The organism is Leptospira montravelensis (assembly GCF_004770045.1).
Taxonomy (GTDB): Bacteria; Spirochaetota; Leptospiria; order Leptospirales; family Leptospiraceae; genus Leptospira_A; species Leptospira_A montravelensis.
In genome coordinates this window covers 37594-61892 of sequence record NZ_RQFO01000014.1, presented here as the reverse complement: position 1 = coordinate 61892, position 24299 = coordinate 37594, and the positions used below count along the sequence as shown (strand labels likewise).

Sequence of the window (24299 nt, the reverse complement as noted above, 5' to 3'; positions counted from 1 at the left end):
AAATGGCGAATTGAGGTCAATTATAAACAGTGTTCAGCTTCATATACACACCAGGATTTTTTTTGATGTATTGGATGGCATCCTCTTCAGAAAGCACGTACAGTTCCGTTCCCGGCCATGCCACAAAGCTAAAATTGGAAGGAAGGTTTTTTGTAAGTGAATAGATTTCTCCCACAAAATCTCCCGGTCCCAACTCTCTAATGGTTTTGTGGTTTTGCATAACCACAACGGTGCCTGATCTAACGATAAAGGCATTATGAAAGGTGTGGCCTTCTTCAATGAGGGAGGCTTCCTTTTTAACAGTTTCCAGTTTTAAAATGAGTTCGAGTTGGGTGACTTGGTAACTAGTAAGACCTCGAAAGGTTTGTGATTCTGTGAGGGTTTTCCAAGTATTGGTCTCTCGGATACTATTCAGTTTGGTTAGGTTTTCGTGGAGTTTGGATCCGCGAATGAACTGAAAGAATCGGGTTTTTTCTATTGTGAGAGCAAGGACATCCGTTTCTGCAAACACATCCGCTTGGCGGGCCGTATCCAAAATCAGGGATGCTTCGCCAAAGTATTCGTAGGTTCCATAACGTTTCACGGCAGACGGATCACCTGATAGGCGTTCAAACCTAACATTCCCCGAAGCAATGATAAAAAATCTGTCTCCGTGAGTACCTTTTTTGATGATTTGTTCCCCACGTCGGAATCGTTCTTCCTTTACAATTTGTAAAAACTCTTTGGCTTTTTCTATGGGGAAACCAGAAAAAATATCAATCTGTGAAAGGATTTCTAAAAGTTGGAAAGCCTCTTGGTGTTTGGGTGGAGTGATTTCCGGATATAAAGTATTTTCAATTCCAAATTTAGCGAGTGTTAGGTGGTTTCCTTCTGGCATATCTTTGGCGGCAATATGATAAACAGTAATTCGTTTTTGCACTTCTTCAGGGAGAGATGCAAGATAACTGATCTTTGTGTGGAGAGGAGGAACCCCTGCCTCATGATAAATAATTTTACGATCCCAAGGGAAATCTTTTAAGAACTGGTATCTTGATTCTGGAAATACACCTTTTTTGTACATTTCTTCAAAGGCTTCTGGATCATTTAAGTGGTCAGAAGTATAATAAAAAGACTGGTCTTGGAAAAAAAATTCGAAACCCACTGACGGAATGGAATGGAGAGCGTAATGAAAATAAAATTCTCCACCGTTGATAATAGTTGGTCTTCCAATAACAACGGGAATAAAATCAAATAAGTCTGTGATTTCTTTTCGCGGAATCTTTGTTAAACTACAATATTTTTTGAGGAAAGATTCCATCACGGTGGCTGTTGCATAAATCGTGATTTTGGATTCTTCTAAAATCTTTTGGAAGGTCCCCGCATCATGGTCGGCATGGCAATGGGTGAGAATGATAGAGTTGATAAACTTAGGATTAACATTCGATTCTCGTAACCACTCGGTAGAATTAACAGGTGGGTCCACCATGATCCCCTGGCCATTGAGCCAAATGATAAAACCAGATGTGTTGTCTGTAGGATCAAACCCGTGAGAAGGCCCAAGGCAGGTGATCCCAATGATAGGTGGTTGGAAAGGTTCTTCGAGTCTTTTTCCAATGTCATATTTCACATGGAAGTCGACCTCTCCTGGAGTTTTAATTTTTTTATCTCCGTCCACGATGAGAAATTCATTGGAGGGAAGTTGTTCGATGGTGATCTTTCCAAACTGCGCTTTGTGGTTTTCGTCAAATAAAATAAATTCAACCACTTCTTCCATAGTTTTGTAACTACGGAAATAAGCCATTTCCGCCTTAATATCGGGAAATCCAAAACTTGTGGTCCCATCAATAAACTCAGATGCCAGGTTGAGTTCTTGTGGACCCATAAGAGATTCCCCTAGAACAATGGTTAGCTGTTCTTTTTGCTCTGGCGAACAAACAATAAATGTTTTTTTTCCACCTCGAAAGAAGAAGTTGAAATAAATAGGGAATTCTAACTCCGCAATGGAGATGCCTTTTTCGACATGAAAGAATTTATTTGGGAGGACAAACACCAGTGGGGTTTTCTTTTCGAGCCCCATAGTGTCTTTAATTGTTTCCGGAGGGGATCCAATTTGGATGTACCCTTCGGATGTATCGACTAAATATCCCCCTCTAGGGAGAGCGGTAAAACCATTCGGTTCAGAACTGACCATTAGGGGATAATTTATTTCCTACTTGTGATTTTCTATAAATTTTTTAATTTGTGGTTTTGGTAAAGCACCAATTGCTTTATCCACTAAAACTCCGTCTTTATAGAGAAGAAGAGTCGGAATGGACTGGATACCTAATTCCTGTGCCGTCTTCTGATTGAAATCAACATTTAATTTAGTAATTTTGATATCAGCCATTTCTTGCGATAATTCATCAAGAACAGGAGCCACCATGCGACATGGTCCGCACCATTCCGCCCAACAATCAACTAAAACAACGCCCTTAGCAGTCTCTGCTTTGAAATTGGCGTCTGTGACTTCCGTTAGTGCCATATTTCGAAATCTCCTTTTGAAAAGTATTGCCTTTCTATAAACTAGACTGGGGATTCTAGGGAAAAACGTCGATTATTGTTTCTTTTTTTTCTTTTTATCGTCGGATTCGAGGTCGGCGATTTTTTGTTGGAAGGACTCAATCAGTGTTTTTGTCTTTTCCAAGTCCTCAGTTTCGCCAGTAATTTGGAAAATTTTGCGGTTCATCTCCAACATTTCTACAGAATGTTTCAAATCTGTGGAATCTTGCGTAGACATTTCAAATTTTGTCCTATAATCTTGGGCAGCTTGGTTGGCAAGTTCTATGACAAGATTGAAGTGTTCTTTGCGAACGTAGTAATATGGATTCTCCAAATCTTGTTCTTTTTCATAAGCGATAAAGTCGAAAAGATTTTTTGTGCAAGCAGCCACGCGGAAATGGATGTCTGGCCAAGACCACTTCCACTTAGAGTTGGTTCCAAACGCAGTGGTCGTTTTTTTTATGGCTTGAAGGAGGCCTTTGATAAGGTTTAACCTTTGTGTAGGTGTAAACCTTTCAATTTTCGCCAATTGTTCTTTGTTTTCGGAGAGGGAGCCGTCTACGTTGTTTCCTACAGTTTTTTCAATATAGGAAATACAGTTATAAATTTCTTTCCTGGCAGTTTCTAAATAATTGTTATTATTAATTTCTAAAATGGCAGTGGACAGTTCATTGATCACAATACAAGTGTTAATGGTTTTGATGGAGTTAATGGCAAGGGAAAGATTGAAATAAGGTTCCATCTCCTTACTTTTTTTGGCTTGGACTTTGTAGATATTAGCTTCTTTTTTCAGTTCCTCTAGGTAGTTTTTGAAATCTACCAGTTTGTCATTGAAGTCAGCCTTTTTTTCCTTTGTGATTGCCATAGTCTGGTATCATTTTCGGCAGAATCGATTCGTTTTGTCCATAAAAAACATCGACCAGGCGGACATCCTACCGAAACTGGAATAGAATGGAAAATTCTCCCAGGAAACAGCGAGATCTACTCGATTTACTCGATACCTATAAATACATGAACCAGGCTATTTTCTGGGATTTTTTGGATTTGGATGGTAGATGGGATTTTGCCAATGGTTGGTTGCATTTGAACCATCCAGAGGAAGAGTGGCGGGTAAGGGCTTCGGAACAATCTCCCCCCATTCGTCCAGAAGGCACTGACCACTAAAAATCCCAACGGATTTTGAATGGCCAATTTTGTCGGAATCCAAGACCCAATCTTAGGCCTTGGAAAATCAAATTAGTAAGTAATCTTTAAATCAGAAATATCAATGAACTTTCTAAAAAGAAGGCTATTGGTAGGTTTTTTCGTATCAAAAATGAGAACGGCCACTTTGTTGAAAGTAAGAAAGTTAGGTCTGTATTGAGTGTAGTGGTGACTTGTGATGGTCGCACGATACTTGTTATTGTAGATTGTATAAGTATGTTTAGGAAGAGTTTCGTGCACTTGGCGTTTTTTCTCATCCTCAGTTTGTGCAACATAGTTATAGATTACTTGTTTTTCTTTGGTTGGACCGGTTTCACCAAACAGAGTGAAGGGGAGTGCTTTTGCATTGTTTTTGCATAGGTAATCCACAACTTCTGTAAAACTAGGTTCTGGCATTTCTGCTTCAAATCCTTCAAAATGACGTTTTTCTACTTCTGCTTTTTTCTTTGCAAAAGTTTCTTCCCCCCAAATTTCTTTGGCAGTGACTGGAGTCGGCATTACATTCGAAAAGTATAATGTTCTGTCTTCTTTTTCAGGATCTGCCTTTCTCCATGTTGGATACGGAATTAGTTTTCTTTCGGCTGGATTGGTTCGGTCTCCCTCAAATCCAGCTAGAACATAAATAGCATATTCTTGGTTATCTGGAACTCTAGATTCTAATTCCACTTGGACATCCAAAAATTCGCCTTTACCGGTATCAGCATGTCGTCTAACAAAGTTTACACTTTTTAAACGAATCCTGGAATCATAAATAGAAAGAGGATACAAGTCACGGTTGTCTTTGGAGGCAACAGCTCCCGTTGTCCCTTGTGTATTCCCTGTTTCTTGGGCAAAAAGTGCACAAGTGAGTAGGGTGAATGAAATGGCGAATATTGTTTTGTTCATGTTCCGACTACCAATTTGGTTTATACAGTTAGTATCGAAGAAATGCCCTAGAAAAATTAGGGAAATTAGGCTTTTTTCGGGCGATTGTTCTCATCCACGAAGACCACTTTTGGTTTGTAATCGGCTGAAAGGTCCTTTTCGTCCACCTGACCATAGGTGATGATGATGACTTTGTCCCCTTTCATTCCAAGCCTTGCCGCTGCCCCGTTCAAACAAATGGTTCCAGAACCGCGTTCCCCTACGATCAAGTAGGTTTCGAACCGGGCTCCGTTATTGACGTTTACCACGCTTACTTGTTCATAAGGTTTCATTCCGGCCAAATCCATTAGGTCTTGGTCAACAGTAAGACTACCTTCGTAGTGGAGCTCCGCTTCGGTAACGATGGCTCTATGGATTTTGCCTTTGCAAACAGTGATGATCATTCTGACCTCTCAAATAAAACTCTAAACATTTTGCCCGATAGATTCAAAAGGCTTTTTTGGACGAGAACATGGATTTTCGTATTGATCCGATCCACAGAAAACGGAATGGAATCGAAGAGGGGAGTGACCACGTAATTTTCGTAGAGGTTGGGGTAATGACGATTTTCATCCACTACCCGGCCGCGAAAGGCTTCGAGAACCTTCATCATTACGCGTTTGTCTTCTCTAGAAAGGATTAAACCTTCCATAGGTCTTAAAAATCGTAACGTAAATCCTTGGATTCCATTTCCTTCAATTTTGGGAATGGCATCGATATGTCCCTTTTCTTTCAAAAATAAAAGTGCTTCGTTCAGTTTGACGGGGTAAGGGGAGTCTTCTAAGTGGATATATTCTCCTCTTGTGATCATCTCCGCATGTTTTTGGAAATGAACACCATCCGAATAATACAGCAATTTCGCCAAATCAAGGCGGGCTCTACCATTCGGTGATTTTTCGAGGATCCAAAGGATCGCATGACAAAGTTTCTCCATCAAAAAGGACTTCCTTCTTACCTGTTTCCTTCGATCGTTCCGTACATAAGATACGTGAAATTCCAGGAAAATTCCAGGAAAAATCGAAGAGAATCCATGCTCTTTTTAGAACACAGTCCATGTTTGACAGGGGGCATAGGTGCGAAAGCGGAAAATCTTTTGGTTTCAGCTTCTCATTTGTCTTCCCTTGGGGTAGAGGTGGTCACCCTGCCTAGAGGAGGGGACTTTACAGCCCATGAACCCGGCCAAATTGTCGGTTACTTACACATTGATTTGAAAAAAAGAAATTTAAGTTTGGGTGATTTTTTGCGAGCCTTAAACCAGAGTTTGGTGGTCTCCATTAAAGAAACTTGGGGTTTAACCGTGGAAGAAAATCCAAAGGCACCGGGACTCTATACGTTAGAAGAACCCAAACGTAAACTTGTCTCTGAGGGGATCTTTGCTAAGTCTTATTTCACAAGTTTTGGGTTCGCCTTAAATGGTCTGAATAATCTCTCTACCTTTTCTCTCATCAATCCTTGCGGGGCCAAGTCAGAGGATATGACCTCTCTCCTTCGTTTGGGAAAAGATAAGGATTTCCCCAGGAAACGCAGGGAATTTGTAGAGATTTTTACGAAAACATTCATTGGCCTACTTCCTTAAATTCTAACGTATTTTCCTCCGTAAATTCGCTTGGATGGCCGAAAGGAATAAGGGGGATCTATGAAATATTCACGTTTTTTTCTATCCTTTATACTTTTCTTTTTCCTCTGTGAGGCCTTGGCTCTCAGTGCTGTGGTTTGGACGTTTTATGAATCTTTACAAAATGCTCTCACCCAAGAACAATTTGTTTCTGACCATAGAGCTCGTGATTTAACATTGGCTTTGGCAAAAAGTTCGGAGCAAAGACTACAGAACGAAGGTTATGTGGAACTAGAAAAAATGTTCCATCGTTATGTAGAACAATCGAAAAATGATCCTGAAGAATTTTACATTCAAAAAATCAGTTTGTATTCAGTAGATGCCACTCTTCTTGTTTCTACGGATACCATTTACACTCCAGAAGAATTAAAAAATAGAAAACCTGATGAGGCGCTCCTCCATTCCACTTTTTTCAAAAAAGGGATTCGGATGAAAAAATGGCAATGGTCAGAGCCGGAAAATGGTGAAAATCCCGTCATAAATTCCAAACGAGATCCCAAAGTTCGGTCTGGCTTTGAATGGGTTCTTTCCTATTTGCCACTTGCTAAGTCAAATACTGTCAGGCTTACTTCACCATTATACAAACCAGGAACACTCGATGTTTCGGGACTTGTGATTTTGGTATATGAAAGAGGAAACTTAGGATTACTTTTTGAAAACCAATGGAAACTTGTGGAATGGATGGTATTAAATTACATTCTATTTGCATTTATAGTAAGTTTGGTTTTAACAGGTGCTTTTGTGGCCTACACTATGTTAGTTGCAAAAGATTCTTCCGTTTTACCTAAAGAAGCAAAGAACCTTCCCTTATTTGAGAAAAAAACATTAGAAACAGTGGATACACCAGAGAGTCACGTGGAACCAATAGTTGATTTAACGGTAGAGCAAAACGATGGAACCAATGTAAATGTAGGATCTGAAAGTGAAGTAGAAATTCTTTCGGAAGGACCAATGGTTTCCCATGTTTCCCCTGGCTCTAAAGAAACACCCATTCGCGATGCGATCTTTTTAGGATAGATTATGGAAGCCAAAGATAAAGTATTTTCAATCCAATTGAAAGGTGGTTTAGACGGAACTAGCGCTGAAGATTTTTATCGTTATTTTGAATCGCAAGTAGGTAAAGGATACAGAAAATTTTTGTTCCAGTTCGGGGCTTTAGATTTTATTACCTCCAACGGAATCAGTGTGATTGTTAAAATCCATAAACAAATTACAAAGATAGGTGCAGTTTATGCCATTTATGGAGTGAAACAAGAAGTGGAAGATGTTCTAACTCTTGTTGGCCTTTTTGATAAACTTCCTATTTTTAGAGATCACAATCAGGCAGAATCTTTCCTTTTAAAGATCGAGCCGAAACTTCCAAATCCTCCTGAAACGAATTCATCAAAGGAATCTGTTTCACAAGCCCAAGTTGGACGTGAAAATCGGATTCGTTTTTATTTTACCGGGAAATCCAAGGATAGAGATTCCACAAATCAAGAGAAGGAACCTGTTTCTCAATTGGAATCCATGCCAGAACAAGAAATGCAAGAACCTGTAACTCAGGTCAAACCTAGTCCTTCCTCTCCTATGGAATTAGTTTTGGAAGAAAAACTAAATAGCTTAAGGTTGGAAATCAAGGATACTTTAAACCATGAATTGGAGAGAAGGTTTGCTGTTTATAAATCCTCTCCTGGGTCGGAAGAAAAAAGAATTACGATTCCCAGCTACATTCAATCTAAAACAAAACAATTAGAAACCATTGAACGAATCATACAATGTGAAGTTTGCGGAACAAGGTTAAGACTCCATAAATTTGGGAAACACGAATGTCCGGGTTGCTCTACCCAGTTCGAAGTGAGCACCAACGGTTCCGTGCGTTTTCTTGAAAAATTGAATCCACTCTAAAGTCTGGTCTTATGACGAAACAAGCCAAGGTAAGTGAGTCAAGCACCAGACGTTCGCTTGCCCTTTCTTTTTATACATTTTTATCTCGAATATTGGGACTCATTCGTGACCACTTTATGGCTGTTAGTTTTGGGACAGGGATGGTTGCTTCTGCATTTAGTGTAGCTTATCGTTTGCCCAATATGTTTCGAAACCTATTGGCAGAAGGAACTTTAAGCCAATCCTTTATGCCGATTTTTTCAGAATATGAAAAAATGGGTGTATTGGAAGCAAGGGTGATGGCAGGAACTGTCCTTAGTTTCCTTTTCCTTTGTTTGTCTTTATTTGTAGCATTGTTTTGGTTTTTTGCGGCAGGGTTTTTACCCGCACTTGTGGGTGGGGCACCTGAATATGGGATACTTGTCGTTGAACTTTCGTTAGTTTTGTTTTTTTTGATTATGACCGCCAGTTTGTCATCGATTTTTATGTCGATTTCTAACTCTCATCATAATTATTTTGTTCCTTCTTTATCTCCCATCATCCTTAACTTTAGTTATTTGATTGTTTTTATTTTTGTTTTTCCCTTTTATCATGAGATCAAAGAAAAAGTATTTATTCTTGCCTATGGAATTGTAACGGGAGGAGTGTTACAACTTCTAGTCCAAGCTTGGTATGTATACAAAAATGGGTTTGGACCCATCTTTCGATTGAATTTGAAACATCCCGCCATTCGAAAAATCTTTAAACTGATGTTACCTGCGGCCCTTGGGGGAAGTTTTTATCAAATAGGACTTCTAGTAGATATTTTCCTCGCTAATTACATCCAAAACCAAAACCCAGGACTTGGGGCAGTGGTGAGTTTAGATTATTCACAAAGGCTTGTCCAACTTCCTACAGGAATCATTGGAGTCGCTCTTGCCACTACCATTTTGCCATCGCTTTTGAAAGACCTGCGCGAAGGTAGGGAAGAGAATGTTCCAAAAGAAATATCGGATGTATTGGCTTTTGCATTTTTTTTAACACTGCCGGCAAGCATTGGTTTGGCGGTGTTAGGGGAAACCGTTTTGGATTCGATTTATTATGGTGGCCGTTGGGACCATTTAGCAACGATCACCGCTTTTTATCCTTTGGTCTTTTATTCTTTTGCCATTCCATTTTACAGTATCAATAAAGTTTTGGTGTCTTCTTATTACGCATTTTCGGATACAAAAACACCTTTACGAATTCAGTTGGTTTCTTTCGGCCTTAGTATTGTTGTAAGTATTGGACTTATGTTCTATTTAAAACATTCGGCCATTGCTTTGGCATCGGCTCTGAGTGCTTCTGTGACTTCTATGTTATTGTTATTTTATTTGAAAGCCCACCAGGTAAAAATTCCCTTTTTTACTGTTTGGTTTCGAATTTTGAAAATGTTACCTGCCCTCTTTGGACTTTTTCTTTGGTTAGTAGTTTCTGAGTGGTTCATAAAACCTTTTTTAGTAACATATCTTTCCGAATCTTTAGGGATTGGTTTTGCCAATGTAAGTCGACTTTGTCTTGTGGTTTCCATTCTCCCGGCAATGGTCATATACTTTGTTGTGGCAGGGATATCTAAATTACCAGAAGCAGAAATTATTATAGGTAGATTTTTCCGCAGGTTTCGAAAAAAAAATTCCTAGTCATTCGTTCACCTAACTTTTAATCGGCGGATTGTTTTCTTTTGTATCTCAAAGAAATTGTAAATGATAAAAAAAAGACCGATGGTTGTTTAGATTGATCCAAAACTTCCATCGGTTTTTTTAGTTTAGAGTTTGTTTACGGCAGTTGTTTTTTTACTGTAACTTTAAATTTAGAATTAGGATACCACTGATTCACAACGAACACAAAGCTTTCCTTCAACAGCAGATACATGGCGCCAACATCTTGGGCATTCGTGGTGGTGCGGTTTTCGGATTTGGATGGAGGCTTTTTCTCCCTTCCATTCCGAAAACACCTCACCTATTTCCTTCGCATCAAAAGAAACTTCTGACACGACAAAGAATAGGCTTAGGTCATCTTTAGTAAACTTCGTATCTTTTAAAGAATCACCATTGACTAAAACTTCCGCTTCCAATGATTTTCCGAGTTTTCCTAACTTTCTTGCTTCTTCTAAAGCTTTTTGTACTACTTCTTTTGTTTCAAACACTGGTGCAAATTGGGATTCTAAGTCGGAATCGAGTAAAGAAGATAAGTCTGAAAAATCAGAATAAAACACCGAATCCTTTAAACCAAATTCAGCCCATACTTCTTCTGTTGTGAACGAAAGGATAGGCGAGAGGAGTTTGGTTAAGGTTTCTAAAATGACTGCCAATACATATTCAGAAGATTTTCTAGTTTTTGAATCTTTGGCATCACAGTACATTCTGTCCCGAATGATTTCAAAATAATCTTGGGACAAGTCTACTGTACAAAAAACTAAAACTCGGTGGTATACTTGGTGGAAGTGATAGTTCGCATACAATTTTTTGACGTCTTCATTCAACTTTGCTAATTTATGAAGGTAATAACGATCAATCGGCTCTAAATCTTCTTGTTTTAGATTCCAACCAAGAACATCTGCCTTTGTATTTCCTAAAAGATAACGGAAGGTGTTTCGGATCTTACGATAGGCTTCAGCAACGGTTTTGATGGAGTCCTTTCCGATTTTGACATCGTCTCGGAAATCCTGAGTGGAGACCCAAAGTCTGAGAATATCAGCCCCGTATTGGTTAATGATATCTGTTGTAGGATTGATTACGTTTCCAAGAGATTTGGACATCGCATGGCCTTTTTCATCTAACACATAACCATGAGTGAGGACAGATCGGTAAGGAGGTTTTTTTCTTATCGCCATTGAGGGCCAAAGAGAAGATTGGAACCAACCTCTGTGTTGGTCGGAACCTTCTAAATATAAATCGGCAGGTTCGCGGTCAAGGGAATCACCAAACACAGCAAAGCTGGAAACACCAGAGTCAAACCAAACATCCAAAATATCTTTGTCTTGTTTGAGATCATCTGATCCGCATTTGGAGCATTTGGTTCCTTCTGGTAAAAGGTCCTTTGCTTCCCTTTCATACCATACTTCGATCCCTTCTTTTTTTACAATTTGAATGAAGTGATTGATTGTTTTGTCATCTAGGTGAGTGAATCCACAAGATTTACAAGTAAAGGAAGGAATGGGTACTCCCCAGTTTCTTTGTCTCGACAAACACCAGTCAGGTCTAGATTCAACCATAGAACGGATGCGAGTGATCCCCCAATCCGGAATCCATTGGACTTTGTCTATGGCTTTTAGTGAATCTTCTCTGAGACTTGCATGATCGATGGAAAAGAACCATTGTGGGGTTGCACGAAAGATCAGAGGTTTTTTGCTTCTCCAACTATGGGGATAGGAATGTGTAAATTCTGAATAATGGACGAGGGCATTTTTCTCTTTGAGAAGTTCCACAATTTTGGGATTGGCATCCCAGATTTTGATTCCTTTCATCATTTCAAATTCGTCCGTATAACGGCCGTAATCATCCACTGGAGACAGGGGAGGTAGTCCCGCTGCTGTTCCGACTCGGTAGTCATCCGTTCCGTGGCCTGGAGCCGTGTGGACACAACCCGTTCCTGCATCCAAGGTGACATGATTCCCAAAAAGAGAAATGGATTCACGATCAATAAACGGATGTAAGAAGGTCATATTTTTTAGGTCATCACTTGTTAAAGATTTAATTTTTGTGAGAGTGATTCCTGTTTTTTGTTCTACTGCTTCTTTTAATCCATCCGCAAGGATCAGTCTTCCGTGAGAATCAGATTGGAAAAGTGAGTAGTCAAGTTCCTCATTAAAACAAATGGCAAGGTTTGCTGGAAGTGTCCAAGGCGTAGTGGTCCATATCAAGCAGTAAGTGTCGGTTTCGCCCTTTACTGCAAACTTAACATAAATAGACGGAGAGACATGGTTTTGGTATTCGATTTCCGCTTCCGCATGTGCAGTAGCCAAGTCAATACACCAATACACAGGTTTTTTTCCTTTGTAGATATATCCTTTTTCAAAAAGAGATCCAAATACTTCTACGATCCTTGCTTCAAATTCAGGAGCCATTGTTAGGTATTTGTTTTCTTCGTCCCAGAAACATAAAAAACGACTTAAATCGTCCCCTTGTTTTCCAACAAACTCAGCCGCGTACTCCCGGCATTTTTTTCGAAGGTCACTGGGGCTTGTATTCCTTGCTTCTTTTCCAAGATTCTTTAACACCTGTACTTCGATGGGTAGTCCATGACAATCCCAACCAGGAATCATGTCGGTTTGGAAACCGGAAAGAGTTTTGGATTTAACAATGATATCTTTTAAAATTTTATTGAGAGCGTGGCCTACATGGAAATTTCCATTGGCGTAAGGAGGTCCATCGTGTAGTACAAAGGAAGGTTTGGATTTACGAATTTCCTTCATCTTTTGGAAGACTTTTTTCTCCTTCCAAATTTTAATTTGACCTGGTTCACGATTTGCCAGGTCGGCTTTCATGGGAAAGGAGGTCTCAGGGAGAAGAACCGTTTTAGAATAAGGATTTTCCGTTTCTGGTTTGGCCATAGTAAGACCAATGTTTGTGGTCTAGGCCAAAGAGAAAACGGAAAAAAATTCGGTAATGTTAGAGTTTGACTCGGACCTTGGGGAGTTCGTCCCTTAGTCTAACCACATCGGATTTTTCGAGAAGGGTTTTTTGTAAAACTAATTGTTTCAAATGATTTAGTTTTGCTAGGTTTTGGGGCAGAGTTTTGTATTCCCGCATAAGGCTTAGATCGAGGATTTCTAAATTGGGGAGTGCGGCGATTACTTCTACGTCAGCTTCTGTTAGTTGCACTTTCGTTTCATCGAGTGCTAGTGTTTTTAATTTTTGTAACCTTGTGATTACAGGTGGAATTTCGTTCAGTTCCGTTCTTCCAAGAAGTAAAATTTCTAAGTTTTCTAAATTTCCGATTTCATCTGGTAGGGTTTGGAGAGGGTTTCCAAAAAGATTGAGGATCTTTAATTGTTTAAGGTTTCCTATTTCTTTGGGAAGTGTTTTTAGAGAGTCGTATTGGAGGGTAAGTTCTTCCACTTTTGTTAAACTTCCAATGGAAGCAGGAAGGATTCCCACTTCTTTGTTGGATAGGTTTAGGACCCGATCTTCTTTGTGGTTTTCGAACCATTCCTCTGCATTGACTACATCCTTATTCGTACAATGGGTAAAGGACATTAGAAATAAAATAGTAAGTGTTACGTGTACAAAAGACTTCATAAAACCAGAATTATCATTTCAAATATTTATTATAGCCAAATTCTAATTCTCGAATGATAAACTGGATGTAATCCATTTGGTCACGATCCGATTTATAAATACTCGCTTCCTTACGATAGTATTCTGCGAGTTGTGTTCGAAATAAAATGGTGCGAAAGTCAGCTTTGGAAAGGATGAGTTCCTTTGGCCTATTTTTTAATTGAATGGCTTCAGGGATTTTCATTACAACTGAAATTTGCAAAATGGCATGTTCTATTTCTGCCACAATTTTGTTTGTATCTTTTTTCTGATCAGCAACTGGGAGTTGGATTTTGATGTCTTCTACACAATCGTCTATATGATTTCGTAAACGTTTGAAATCATAAACCTTTTCAGCTATACTATTGAATTTTTTAGGATAAATAAAACTTTCTGCTACTTTTGCAATACCGAGAGATTTATTTTCTTTAGGATAAATATTGGATGTTTGTTTTTCTGGGATTTGTTTCTTTTTTCCATCGTTACGATAGAGATAACCAAGGAAAAGTCCCAAAAGGAAACTAAACATAAATCCACTCACAATGTATTCGAGTGAACCAAGAAATAAGGATATAACGGTAGTTAAGGAGGCCAAAGATAAAAAACTAAAAACTCCAATAGGGATGTGGAATTTTTCTTGAAGTGCAGAAAAAGAAAATTTAGGTTCAGAAGAGCTGGTTTGGTTAGAATCATTCTCTTCTTCTAGTTCTGTTTCCGGAATTTCTTCTTTGTCTATGTTTTCATCCGATCTATTTTTTAAGATTACACGGATTTGGTCGAGTATAGGTAGTTCGTTTCGATAATTAGAATCTGTTTTGGAAAGACTTAAAGTATTGGCTTCCACTTTTGATAGTTTTTTTTGATCCAAAGCAAAGAGTATTTGGAATGTTTCTTCTTTTATGGCCAAACAACCATAGGTTTCAGAAAGGGAGGTTATAATTTTAGAAATAACGTCTGTTATTTCCTTATCGTTTTTTAGGCCCAAAGATTTTATTTCGGAATTTAAATTAATCTTTGTGAGTGTAAGAGTATTTGTGGTGTTATCCTCAATTCTTTTACCTAGAAGTTTGATGAGTGATGAGACTGCCTCTTCGGAATCTTCTTTTTTCTGTTCTTTTAAACGTTTGGAAAGTTTATCTAAAATGAATAAACTTTCTTTTACGTTATTTCCCACACGTTTGCCTTCTTCAGTTGTAATTTTATCAAATGGAAATTCATCGAGTAAGGCACGGAGTTTGGGGAAGAGGTTATTTCCTTGTTTGAGAAGTCCTTCTGTTTGGGTTGGGAAATTTATTTCTAATTCGTTTAGTTTTTCTAAAAAACCAACGTATTTGTTTTCATTTGCGAATCTTTTTAGATATGGAAAGGAAAAGGTTCTTAGACCATCCAGCTGAACTGCCAGATGACGCGCATATTCAGGGTTATGTGATCCATTTGGTAAAATGAGATGGTAGCCAGGAATGATTTCCACAAGTTTTGCAGTTTCTTTTCCTCTCGTGATTACATCTTGGATAAAATCTTTCATTGGAATGTATCCAAAAGATTCCAGAGTTTTGCGGATCATTAATTCGAGTTCTGTTTCGTAACTGAGTTTGGTCGGAAAAAAATAGGAATTTCCTTTTTGGTCAGTTCGAATCAAAGTAGAGCCTGGATTTATTTCTTCTAAAACAAATTCTCTACTGGCTCTGTTTTTTAATAGTAGGTCAATCAAATCAACACTGTATTTAAAACAGGCACGACGATACGGAACTATATCTGTCTTTTCTCTGTTTTGCGGTGCAATCATGCTGATGCGCATGGTTAGTTTTTGATCCATCTGCAATAAGAAGGGATAAAAATAAACCACAGGTTCTTTGTTGTGTTCAGTAAGGCCTGCCAATTCTTTAAATGCCTCGGCGATCGCTGCTTGCGATTTATGAACTTCGGTGAGTTGCACTTGTTTAGAAAGTAATTCAGGAATGGAATCAACCGTCAAAAGTAGAGAAGGTGTGATTTCTGAACTTCCATGCATTTCAAGTCGTCTATGACGCACACGTAGTTCTTCTAAAATTGCCTGAGAAGTCATGGAATAACTGGCAATATTTTTAGGTAATTGAATGAAAAAAGCAGGATCCGTTGATTCTCCTGAAAGTGGAGTTTCCGAGTTTATGGGATCAGAGAATGGTTCCAAAATATACCTTCTGCAAACAAGTATCAGAATCTATTTTCGACAAAGCAAGAGAGAATTCTAGATTTCTAAGGTTTCATTTTGCAAAACAAATCGGATGGAGTCGGTTCAAAACCTACCTCATTCCTCTGTATTTGTACTTATAAAATAGAGTACCAAAACTTTTATCATTCCAGATTATTAAAGTATATAATTTTATAATCAAATAATTTATTGATTAGACTTCCTTAGTTTTTTTTCGTCTATTAACATATGGATATTAGATTGGCGGCAGTTCTGTCGGAACGCCAAAAAAAAGTAGATACATTTTTTCTTTGGGCGATTTTGGCCCACACTCCTCTTGTTTTTTTTCTCTCTTTGGGTTATGGTGCTACGACTGTTGTAACCCTCTCTGCGGTGGTAATTTCCTTTGTTTCCTTTCTTTTTTATAAGATGGCTCGAGGTTCTTTTTTCCTAAGGGCATGGAATGGGGCAACTCTTATGATATTTAGTGCTCTTATGATCCAAGCGCAGTTTGGTCGCATCGAAATGCACTTTCATGTTTTTAGTGCCCTTGCGATTTTATTTGTGTATGAAGATTGGAGAGTTTTATTAGTTGCTGCACTAACGATCGCCGTACACCACTTAGTGGGTAATTACGTCCAAGAATTTGGGACTGTAATTTTTGGAACCAAGGTAATGGTATATAGTTATGGAACGGGCCTTGAGATCGTTCTTACCCATGCTTTATTTGTAGTATTTGAAACTGGGATTCTCATTTATTTTTCCATTCGTTCTGTTTTGGAACTCAAAAACCAAATTGAGGCACAAACCAATTTGGAAACTGTAATTGCCGGTGTCACAGCGGCTGTGGATGAGGTATCTTCTGGAACCAAAACATTTATAGAAAATTCCAATTTAATTTCACAGAAAGTAAAAGAATTTCAAACTTCTTTTCAAACTCAATCTTCTTCCATTGAGGCTATTTCGGCGGCAACAGAAGAAACAGCTGCTTCCAGCCAATTGATTTTAGAAGGTTCCAACCGCCAAATTGGTGAGGTCAAAACAGTTGAGGAATTAAATCGTAATTTATTTACTTTGAGTGAAGGATTTGTGACTTCATTGGAAGTCATGCGTTCCAAAATCCAAGAGTCAGCCGATAGTGTTAAAAAAACAGAAACCGAATTTACGGGTCTTTACCAATCAATGGAGGTGGCAGTTGACGATTCGGAAAAAATGGAAGAAATTTTAGAATTAATTTCTGATATTGCAGAAAAGGTCAACTTACTTTCGTTAAATGCATCGATTGAAGCTGCTCGTGCTGGAGATGCGGGTCGCGGATTTGCGGTCGTTGCTTCTGAGATTTCTAAACTTGCAGATTCAACTGCAGAAGCTACAAAAAACATTTCCTCTATCTCAGGAAAAATTAAGTCGGCAATACAGGTAAGTTTTAAACAGTCCAATCAAATTAACCAAACGGTTCAAAGTTTTGTGAAGTCCATTCTCTCTTCAGAAGAAGGAATGCGAGAACTCACTGTAAAAATTACAGGCACTCTTTCTGCCTTTGAAAAACAAGAACAAGCTTTACTTACCTTGGATCAAATTGCGCAGGAGATGCAAGTATCCAGTAAAGAACAATCCACAAGTATGGCTGAAATTTCAAATTCCATCCTCGATCTCAATGTCAAAACACAATCCAATTTAGGTACTTGTGGCAATATGATTGGGTTAATTGATAAAGGAAATGTTATCTTTAATGGATTGAAGGATTCTGTAGAAACTTTAGCGGCCATCATTGAAGATGACAAAACCTAAATCACTCCAGTTAAAATTTCTAATTTTTAGTTCTGGAATTTTCTTTCTATTTGTTTTAAGTTTTGTGATCACCATCTTTGGTGGGAAGTCTAGGTTTGTAGATTGTCCTTTTTGTTTGAAAAAGTTTTCCAAAGAACCAACTGGCACTTGGATTTTGATTTACCCAGGTCTTGTGGGTTGTGGTAAAAAATGTCCATTAGCTCTGGAAGCCCTTCGCCGTTTCAAAGAGAGATTTCCTGAAATCCAAACATCCTTCTATTTTTTAGTTACCGATCCCAGTGAATCAGAAGAGGCAATTGCCGCTTATTTGGACTATTACCAAAAAAGTATACAGATTAAGGCACTAAGGCCGGAAACGGAAGAAGAAATTAGTTTTTATCGAAAGTTAGGAGCTTATATGCCAATCCACCCTTCGTTAAAACAAAGAGATGAACATGGAACTCAGTTTTTTTTAGTCCCACCCAACCGTGATACTATGTATTTAATACCGAAATTGGGTGAGAAAGAATGGATAGATATTCAAAAAGAAATAGAAACCGAAATCCAATAACAAATGTTAATGGATCATGTGGTATACCTCTTTCATTTCTTCTCTGAGTAGTTTCATTTTGTTTGGAACATCTGGATGAGAAATATCAGTTGGATTGATTAAATAGTTCTCTGGTCCAAGTTCTTTAATCATCATTTTCGTCTGCCATGTATTGTCTTGAGGCATATTGATATCAGATAAATAAGTATAATTTCTTTTGATTTCTGGTTTTACAAAATCCAAAATGGAATTGAAATGGTGGTCGTTGTAAATTTTTCTTCCATCCGCTAATCTTGTGTATCCGCGAACTACATAATCAATATATACCACATCACACTCAAAGGCTTCAAATAAAAAATTAATGGAGTCGAGAGGAATGATCTCTCCGCAAGTAGAAATATCTATGTCCACTCGAAAGGAACAAATTCCATCAGGATCTGCGGCATCTGGATACGTATGTACTGTGATATGAGATTTGTCTAAGTGCATGCTCACTTGTGTCGATGGGATCGGATTACCTCCACCTTTGACATCACTCATCAGAACCATAGCAGAAGCACCTACAGGATCGTAGTCTTGTGCGGAGACAGAAAGAATATTGGCATCAATTCGTTTGACAATCTCTTTAGAGATTTCTGTAATTTTGCTAGCATTGTATTTGTCGTGGATATAACTTACGTATCTACCTTTTTGTTCGTCATCCAAAGTGATGCAAAAATCGTAGAGGTTAAAACTCAAAACTTTTGTCAGATTGTTGAAACCGGAAAGTTTGATTTTTTCTTTATCCATTGCTACCTGCTTGTATAAAGAACAGAAATTCGGTATTTAGGTAAGAGGCAACTGAAATAACGGGGAAGTTTTAGAAAAGTCATGGAAAACAAAATGGAATGGTGGAAACAAACTTCAATTTATCAAATTTATCCTTGGTCCTTTCAGGATTCCAATGGTGATGGGATCGGCGATTTGCAGGGGATTCTTGGGCGTTTGGATCAAATCCGTGATTTGGGTGTCGAAACCATTTGGTTTTCCCCATTTTACAGAAGTCCCGGGGAAGATTTTGGTTACGATATCTCTGACTACACGGCCATTGATCCTCGGTTTGGCACAATGGATGACTGTGACAAACTCATCAAAGAAATCCACAAACGAAAGATGCGAGTGGTACTCGATATGGTGATGAACCATACTTCTGACAAACACCCTTGGTTTTTGGAATCCAGATCTTCCAAAGAAAATCCGAAAAGGGATTTTTATATTTGGAAAAAGGGAACAAACAAACCACCTAATAACTGGATATCAATGGTGGGGACTTCTGGTTGGAACTACGACAAAACGACGGATGAATATTATTATAGTAATTTTTTATCGTTTCAGCCAGATCTCAATTATAGAAATCCAAAAGTAAAAAAAGCTATGTTTAGTGTTTTAGACTTTTGGTTAAATAAAGGAGTTGATGGGTTTCGGCTAGATATCTTTAACTCCATTTATAAAGATGAAAGTTTTAAAAACAATCCTTTTAGCTTTCGCTATTTCCCAACGCCAGATAACCATGATGAGGCGTTCTTTCAGAAAAAAACTTATAATTTAAACTTACCTGAATCATTTCAGTTTGCCAAAGAAGTAAGAAAACATATTTCTAAATACAAACAAAAACCATTTCTCATTGGAGAGGTGAGTGGATCTGACAAAGTTTTAAAATCCTTTTTGGGAGAAAAAGCTGATGGGCTCAATTTGGTATTTCAGTTTGAATTAATTCATTTTGACTATCATGCCCAATTTTTTAAAGACCTATTGGAAAAAAACGAAAAAGAATTTTTGGCACCTCACACACCTACCTATGTTTTGGGTAACCACGACCAAAGACGTTATATAGACAGGTTAGGTGGTGATATCCGAAAGGCAAAAGTTCTTTCAGCCTTTCAGTTTTTAGCTAGAGGCATTCCTGTTGTCTATTATGGAGATGAAATCGGGAGAAAAGAAGGAAGGATTTCTAATTTCCTTGGAAAGGATCCCATTGCCAAAATGAACCGGTTTGTACCTCTATTTTTATCAAATCTTCTAGGGATTTATATCAATAGGGACAATTGTCGTCTGCCTATGTTATGGGATACAGATGAAAATGCTGGATTTACTACAGGAAGGCCTTGGTTACCTGTTGGAAAGTTCCAAAATTCGGATACAGTACTTGGTCAAAGAAAAGAAGAAAAGTCTCTTTGGAATCATTACAAGTCGCTATTTCATTTAAGAAAAGGATCTGAAGTTTTAAAAGCGGGAAGTGTGCAAACGAAGTGCACAAGTTCTAGTGATCTACTTTGTTTTGAGAGGATTTTTGGAGATAAAGTGATTACTGTGTTTCTAAATTTTGGTGAAAAGACTGTAAAGGAACCTTCAATCAAAGGATCAAAATTATTGTATCAGTTTGGTGCTGCGATGGTAACCGGAGAAACGATTCAAATGCCTGGACATTCTGGCCTTGTTTTGGAAAACAAACTAAAGAAGTAAATGCGCATTAAGATTTAAAATCTTTAAGATCTTTTGAATCTGTGGATTCACATTGATGAGAAAAAGTCTCACTCCTTGTTTTCCATAGATCATCTTTTTGTATAAAAGAAGTCCTAGAACTGAGGAAGAAACCTCTTCTACATTGGAAAAATCTAAGTAGAGAGAAGTGACTCCTTTTTCGAAGATACTTGTCATATCTTCTTCTAAACTTGCAGCCGAATATACGTCCAGTCGATTGGACTCTATTCGATAACAATTTTCCTCAATTGTTTTTTTCACCATGTTTTCCCTCACAAATCAATGGACGGTAAAAGAAAAAAATACCTGAGTGTTTGAAAAAGAAAAACGATTCAAAATATTTTTTATCTTTCCACTTTTTTCTAATTCGCCCTAAAGTTTCCTTATGGATGTATATGTGAATTTCTTCTTTTGGATCGGAATTGGAAGGAGTGTGATGACTTCCACTGATTCCATTTAATCGAAATTAGGTCCCATATAAAATAAAATATTACGCCGGAATCAAGTTTCGATTGTCCCCAAGTGCGAAGTCCAAATGTATATCCAACTTCTGCAATTTTTTCTGTGCGAACTGAACCCAATATTTCAAAAAGAATTTTATATCCTCTTGGATGAAGTTTTTCCTTTGTTTCTAAATAAATTGATTTTCGGATTCCAAAAAATCCACTCATAGGATCTGTAATCGGAACAGGAAACAACCATTCAGAAATTTTTGTTGCAAACTGACTTGCTAACTTTCGAAGTATCGGAAAATTTCCGTAACCTCCATCGGCACTACGGCGTGTGGCAACTACGATATCGTTTTCATTCAGTAATCGGATCACATCAGGAATTTTGGTATAGTCGTGTTGAAAGTCAGCATCCACCACCACCAGATTCTCACCTTCTGCTTTGTCGTATCCGTAAGTGACTGCAGAACTTAATCCTCGTTCTGTCGTACGAACAAAGGGTTTGATTCTTTTATCATACTCGGCAAGGACTTTTGCAACTTCAAAAGTGCCATCAGGGGAGTTATCATCCACAATGACAATTTCAAACTCTAAAGATTCTTTTTCTAATATTTTAGAGATGGTTTCGGCACAGTTTTTGATATTGCCGGCTTCATTATAAGTTGGTAATATGATACTTGTTTTATTTTGCATGACTGGTCATTTAACTTCTTTTGTTTTTAAAAAAGCCCCTTTGTTTGATTTTTGATACATAACTCACCACTTTCACACGAAGTCGCAATTGCTTTGGAACATTCTCCAAACAATTGGAACTGTTTGGTGCAGAGAATTTCGCAGGCAAATTGGTACATCTTAGGATCTTGTAATTTCTTTTGGTCTTCTTTTAAACAGAGACTTGCTTTTCCGCAAAGATCCTTACACTCCGATGATTGATCTAATTTTGCTTTTTGTCCAAACTTGGGAGCATTGTCTTTGGAGATGTCCCAAACAGAAACCAGTGCTAATAAAAATAGAAGGATTCCGTATTTTTTCATCGTAACTCTTCCTTTTTCCACACGTTTACTTCTGATTGAAAAGTCCGTTTGTCCATTTTAAGTAAGGCTTTTAAAGTTTCTTTTGAATCTAAGTTCAAATGTTGTTTCCATTGAAACCAAGAGTTAACTTTTTTCCAATCTTCAGTCAAATTAGCCTCCGAGAAGGTAACAATCATTTCTGCATCGGGACATGTATCCCGATAGGTTAGTGGAAGAGCAAATTTTACTTTGGAATCTATTAATTTATTTTGGACGTCCATTGCTGTCCAAGGATTCTCTGCGATTACGCATAATTCTTTTCCTTTAACGTCAGTAAGTTGATCTGCGATGTTTGGATCGGCCATCGGTCTGACAAAAAACAACATAATGATAGGCACTAAAAGAAGTTGCGAAATAAAAACTCCATAAAAACTTTTATTTTTATTTTGAAATGCTATAGCGCTTATTGATAACACAATTCCAGTAAGTGATACTGCGAATAACGAAGGTAATCGAAGAACTACTGCTAAAGCTACCAGTAAAAAATATAATACTGGAATTGAGTATTTATTGCATTTGGAAAGGATTATAGTCTCCCAATTCTCTTTCTTTAATGCTGGAATCAGAAATAAAAAACTTATAAAAGGAGTAACATAATATGGATCTTTTCTATTTGGCATTAAGTGGAAAATCGTAACAAACAATAAAAAAACCAACAAAACCATAGTCATAATTCTGTTTTTATCTTTGGAAGTTCTTTTAATAATTTTCCAAACTGTATGAAATAATGGGATGGAAAAAGGGATTGTATATAGAAGCCAACCTCCCCAAATTCTAAGTCCCGATTGGTTCGCGGCATAAAATTTCCCCATATTCTCTGTAATAAAAAAGAATCTTAATAATTCTTTTCCTGAATTTGTAAATAGGTATAAATAGGATATCCAAAGGATTGGAATAAGAAGAGAAAGTGAAAACAAAAGAAGAGTTTGTTTTTCTTTTAAAAGTGGCTTGAAAGAAATATGGAAATGTCCCTTTCTGACTCGAATCATTTTTAAATATAGATAACTGATTAAAAATAAAACTATATAAATGTGAAGAATGGGGCCTTTTAGTAAATATCCAAATCCTACAAGAAAACTTCCCCAGGCAACATAAGTTAGATTTTCTTTTTCTTTGGACTTAAAAAATAAATAAACGTAAAGTAAGGTAAAAAATACCAGTGCTCCTTCCATCATTAGAATCCCGAAAAATTTTAAGGAAAGGAAAGAGAAAGCAAATGCTAAAGTAGCAAGTTTAGATTCTTTTTCTGACTTACTTATGGATTGGTAAAATTTATAGAACAAAGCCAAGGTTCCGAGGCCAAATAAAAAAGAAACTAATCGCTCGGAAAAATAACTAATTCCGAATATTTTATCAAAAAACATACCCATCCAGAAGAGAAGAGGTGGTTTATACGGATTTGGAAGTCCAGATAAAACTGGGAGGGTATAACTTCCCACTTCCAAACTTTCTCGAATGGAACGAATGTGCATAATTTCGTCACCTTGTGGAAAGGCAACATCGGGTATACCAAGGGTCATCGCAAATAAAGCAGAAAGAATTATTAGTAGAACAAAATACATTTTGGACCCCATTTATCCATAAACGAAGATACTGACCAGTCAGTCAACGTGTTTAAGTTGAAAATTGTGAATCCGTTGCGTTTTTAAAAATTATGTTTAGTGTTTTTTATTTTGATGAGTGAAAGCCATGACAAGGTTTTTTAGATGGTTTCAATAGGGAGAAAGGCATGGAATACAAGGCAAAAGGCAGGATATTCCTAAAAATCGATGTTTTTCGTTCAAAATCTTTGAAAATTGATTGGAATAGGAACGGGACCGCGCAGTCTAAACTTCATTGTATGGATCCAATTATTGCTGAGAACTTACAAATTTTGCAGCAAGGAATTTTTCTTCTCGAATCTATAACGAACGAAAGATATAAACAAAAACAGGAAATCCTAACATCTTCCATTGGTGAACACTTTCGTCACATCATTGAACATTACGAATTGTTTTGGAATGGATTCAATGTTGGTCATATCGATTATGATAAAAGAAATAGAAATCCTCGCCTGGAAACAGATCGATTATTTGCCATTGAATCAATGGAACAATATGTTTCTCTGTTTCAAACCCGGAACTTGAAGCCAGAAAAAATTTCAATTTCACAAAACTATAACCCGAATGAAAACGTTCCGATCATTCCTAGCTATACCAATCGAGAACTTCTATTTTTACTTTCTCATACAGTTCATCACTATGCAATTATATCCATTTTGGTGAAGTTAGATGGTGGAGTTGTATCCAAAGAGTTTGGGTTTTCCCCTGCGACTCTATTTGCAAAAACATAATAAATTTAATTAACTGTGTTATTAGATTAAATTGTTTAATTCATTGAACGATTTT

23 protein-coding genes are annotated in these 24299 nt (G+C 37.5%); 9 read left to right on the top strand and 14 right to left on the bottom strand.

Annotation, left to right across the window (positions count from 1 at the left end; translation table 11 throughout):
* Positions 1 to 16: 16 nt before the first annotated feature.
* The 3 genes from EHQ31_RS09620 to EHQ31_RS09610 form a co-directional block, all read right to left on the bottom strand.
* Positions 17 to 2170, bottom strand: coding sequence for a cAMP/cGMP-dependent 3',5'-cyclic-AMP/GMP phosphodiesterase (locus EHQ31_RS09620; RefSeq protein WP_135574280.1), 2154 nt, complete (start codon positions 2168 to 2170; stop codon positions 17 to 19).
* Positions 2171 to 2188: 18 nt separating this feature from the next.
* Entirely contained in the window at positions 2189 to 2500 is a 312-nt protein-coding gene (trxA, locus tag EHQ31_RS09615) for a thioredoxin (protein WP_004786415.1), read from the bottom strand.
* A 72-nt stretch (positions 2501 to 2572) separates the two neighbouring features.
* Positions 2573 to 3382, bottom strand: a complete 810-nt coding sequence (locus tag EHQ31_RS09610; protein WP_135574276.1) for a hypothetical protein — start codon at positions 3380 to 3382, stop codon at positions 2573 to 2575.
* 86 nt (positions 3383 to 3468) lie between these two features.
* Here EHQ31_RS09610 and EHQ31_RS09605 point away from each other — a divergent pair, with 86 nt between their 5' ends.
* Complete coding sequence (locus tag EHQ31_RS09605; RefSeq protein ID WP_135574274.1) at positions 3469 to 3681, top strand: hypothetical protein; 213 nt, start codon at positions 3469 to 3471, stop codon at positions 3679 to 3681.
* A 72-nt stretch (positions 3682 to 3753) separates the two neighbouring features.
* On the opposite strand, the gene EHQ31_RS09600 is transcribed toward EHQ31_RS09605, so the two are convergent.
* The 3 genes from EHQ31_RS09600 to EHQ31_RS09590 all read right to left on the bottom strand — a co-directional run bounded on the left by EHQ31_RS09600 (position 3754) and on the right by EHQ31_RS09590 (position 5557).
* Positions 3754 to 4605: a hypothetical protein gene (locus EHQ31_RS09600; RefSeq protein ID WP_135574272.1), complete on the bottom strand. Its 852-nt coding sequence runs from the start codon at positions 4603 to 4605 to the stop codon at positions 3754 to 3756.
* A gap of 65 nt (positions 4606 to 4670) precedes the next feature.
* Positions 4671 to 5027: an aspartate 1-decarboxylase gene (panD, locus tag EHQ31_RS09595; protein WP_135574270.1), complete on the bottom strand. Its 357-nt coding sequence runs from the start codon at positions 5025 to 5027 to the stop codon at positions 4671 to 4673.
* Complete coding sequence (locus tag EHQ31_RS09590; protein ID WP_135574586.1) at positions 5024 to 5557, bottom strand: type II toxin-antitoxin system antitoxin SocA domain-containing protein; 534 nt, start codon at positions 5555 to 5557, stop codon at positions 5024 to 5026. Before EHQ31_RS09590 ends, panD begins: the two co-directional genes overlap by 4 nt.
* On the opposite strand from EHQ31_RS09590, the gene lipB reads away from it, so the two are divergent.
* Genes lipB through murJ form a run of 4 tightly spaced genes read left to right on the top strand, consistent with a single transcriptional unit; the run spans position 5540 to position 9762 of the window.
* Entirely contained in the window at positions 5540 to 6199 is a 660-nt protein-coding gene (lipB, locus tag EHQ31_RS09585; protein WP_135574268.1) for a lipoyl(octanoyl) transferase LipB, read from the top strand. The two genes, EHQ31_RS09590 and lipB, sit on opposite strands and share 18 nt — an antisense overlap.
* 60 nt (positions 6200 to 6259) lie before the next feature.
* Positions 6260 to 7255 (top strand): LIC_12071 family protein, encoded by a 996-nt coding sequence (locus EHQ31_RS09580; RefSeq protein WP_135574266.1) that lies wholly within the window; start codon positions 6260 to 6262, stop codon positions 7253 to 7255.
* Positions 7256 to 7258: 3 nt separating this feature from the next.
* Positions 7259 to 8125, top strand: coding sequence for an STAS domain-containing protein (locus EHQ31_RS09575; protein ID WP_135574265.1), 867 nt, complete (start codon positions 7259 to 7261; stop codon positions 8123 to 8125).
* Positions 8126 to 8136: 11 nt separating this feature from the next.
* Entirely contained in the window at positions 8137 to 9762 is a 1626-nt protein-coding gene (murJ, locus tag EHQ31_RS09570; protein WP_135574263.1) for a murein biosynthesis integral membrane protein MurJ, read from the top strand.
* A gap of 176 nt (positions 9763 to 9938) precedes the next feature.
* Here the strand turns inward: murJ and ileS are convergent, their stop codons facing one another.
* From ileS to EHQ31_RS09555, 3 genes are read right to left on the bottom strand one after another with little or no spacing between them, the layout of a single operon-like run.
* Positions 9939 to 12674: an isoleucine--tRNA ligase gene (gene ileS / locus EHQ31_RS09565; RefSeq protein ID WP_135574261.1), complete on the bottom strand. Its 2736-nt coding sequence runs from the start codon at positions 12672 to 12674 to the stop codon at positions 9939 to 9941.
* 58 nt (positions 12675 to 12732) lie between these two features.
* Entirely contained in the window at positions 12733 to 13362 is a 630-nt protein-coding gene (locus EHQ31_RS09560) for a leucine-rich repeat domain-containing protein (RefSeq protein ID WP_135574259.1), read from the bottom strand.
* A gap of 13 nt (positions 13363 to 13375) precedes the next feature.
* Positions 13376 to 15550 (bottom strand): hypothetical protein, encoded by a 2175-nt coding sequence (locus EHQ31_RS09555; protein ID WP_135574257.1) that lies wholly within the window; start codon positions 15548 to 15550, stop codon positions 13376 to 13378.
* 261 nt (positions 15551 to 15811) lie between these two features.
* Between EHQ31_RS09555 and EHQ31_RS09550 the strand changes: the two genes are divergently transcribed.
* On the top strand, positions 15812 to 17341 hold the full coding sequence (locus EHQ31_RS09550) for a methyl-accepting chemotaxis protein (RefSeq protein ID WP_135574255.1): 1530 nt from the start codon (positions 15812 to 15814) through the stop codon (positions 17339 to 17341).
* Positions 17328 to 17891: a thioredoxin domain-containing protein gene (locus EHQ31_RS09545; RefSeq protein WP_167481653.1), complete on the top strand. Its 564-nt coding sequence runs from the start codon at positions 17328 to 17330 to the stop codon at positions 17889 to 17891. The genes EHQ31_RS09550 and EHQ31_RS09545 overlap by 14 nt, the downstream gene beginning before the upstream one ends.
* Before the next feature lie 6 nt (positions 17892 to 17897).
* Here EHQ31_RS09545 and speD read toward each other — a convergent pair whose 3' ends face one another.
* A complete protein-coding gene (gene speD / locus EHQ31_RS09540) occupies positions 17898 to 18659 on the bottom strand; it encodes an adenosylmethionine decarboxylase (protein WP_135574253.1) in 762 nt (253 codons plus the stop codon).
* An 81-nt stretch (positions 18660 to 18740) separates the two neighbouring features.
* Here speD and EHQ31_RS09535 point away from each other — a divergent pair, with 81 nt between their 5' ends.
* A complete protein-coding gene (locus EHQ31_RS09535) occupies positions 18741 to 20372 on the top strand; it encodes an alpha-glucosidase (protein WP_208652762.1) in 1632 nt (543 codons plus the stop codon).
* Here EHQ31_RS09535 and EHQ31_RS09530 read toward each other — a convergent pair.
* The 4 genes from EHQ31_RS09530 to EHQ31_RS09515 all read right to left on the bottom strand — a co-directional run bounded on the left by EHQ31_RS09530 (position 20361) and on the right by EHQ31_RS09515 (position 23474).
* Positions 20361 to 20654, bottom strand: a complete 294-nt coding sequence (locus EHQ31_RS09530) for an STAS domain-containing protein (protein WP_135574249.1) — start codon at positions 20652 to 20654, stop codon at positions 20361 to 20363. The two genes, EHQ31_RS09535 and EHQ31_RS09530, sit on opposite strands and share 12 nt — an antisense overlap.
* Positions 20655 to 20773: 119 nt before the next feature.
* Positions 20774 to 21532 carry a polyprenol monophosphomannose synthase gene (locus tag EHQ31_RS09525; protein ID WP_135574247.1) on the bottom strand — a complete coding sequence of 253 codons (759 nt, stop codon included), beginning with the start codon at positions 21530 to 21532 and terminating at the stop codon, positions 20774 to 20776.
* A 26-nt stretch (positions 21533 to 21558) separates the two neighbouring features.
* Complete coding sequence (locus tag EHQ31_RS09520) at positions 21559 to 21873, bottom strand: hypothetical protein (RefSeq protein WP_135574245.1); 315 nt, start codon at positions 21871 to 21873, stop codon at positions 21559 to 21561.
* Positions 21870 to 23474, bottom strand: coding sequence for an ArnT family glycosyltransferase (locus EHQ31_RS09515; RefSeq protein ID WP_135574243.1), 1605 nt, complete (start codon positions 23472 to 23474; stop codon positions 21870 to 21872). The genes EHQ31_RS09520 and EHQ31_RS09515 overlap by 4 nt, the downstream gene beginning before the upstream one ends.
* Positions 23475 to 23752: 278 nt before the next feature.
* Here EHQ31_RS09515 and EHQ31_RS09510 point away from each other — a divergent pair, with 278 nt between their 5' ends.
* A complete protein-coding gene (locus tag EHQ31_RS09510; protein WP_135574242.1) occupies positions 23753 to 24244 on the top strand; it encodes a DinB family protein in 492 nt (163 codons plus the stop codon).
* Positions 24245 to 24299 lie beyond the last annotated feature (55 nt).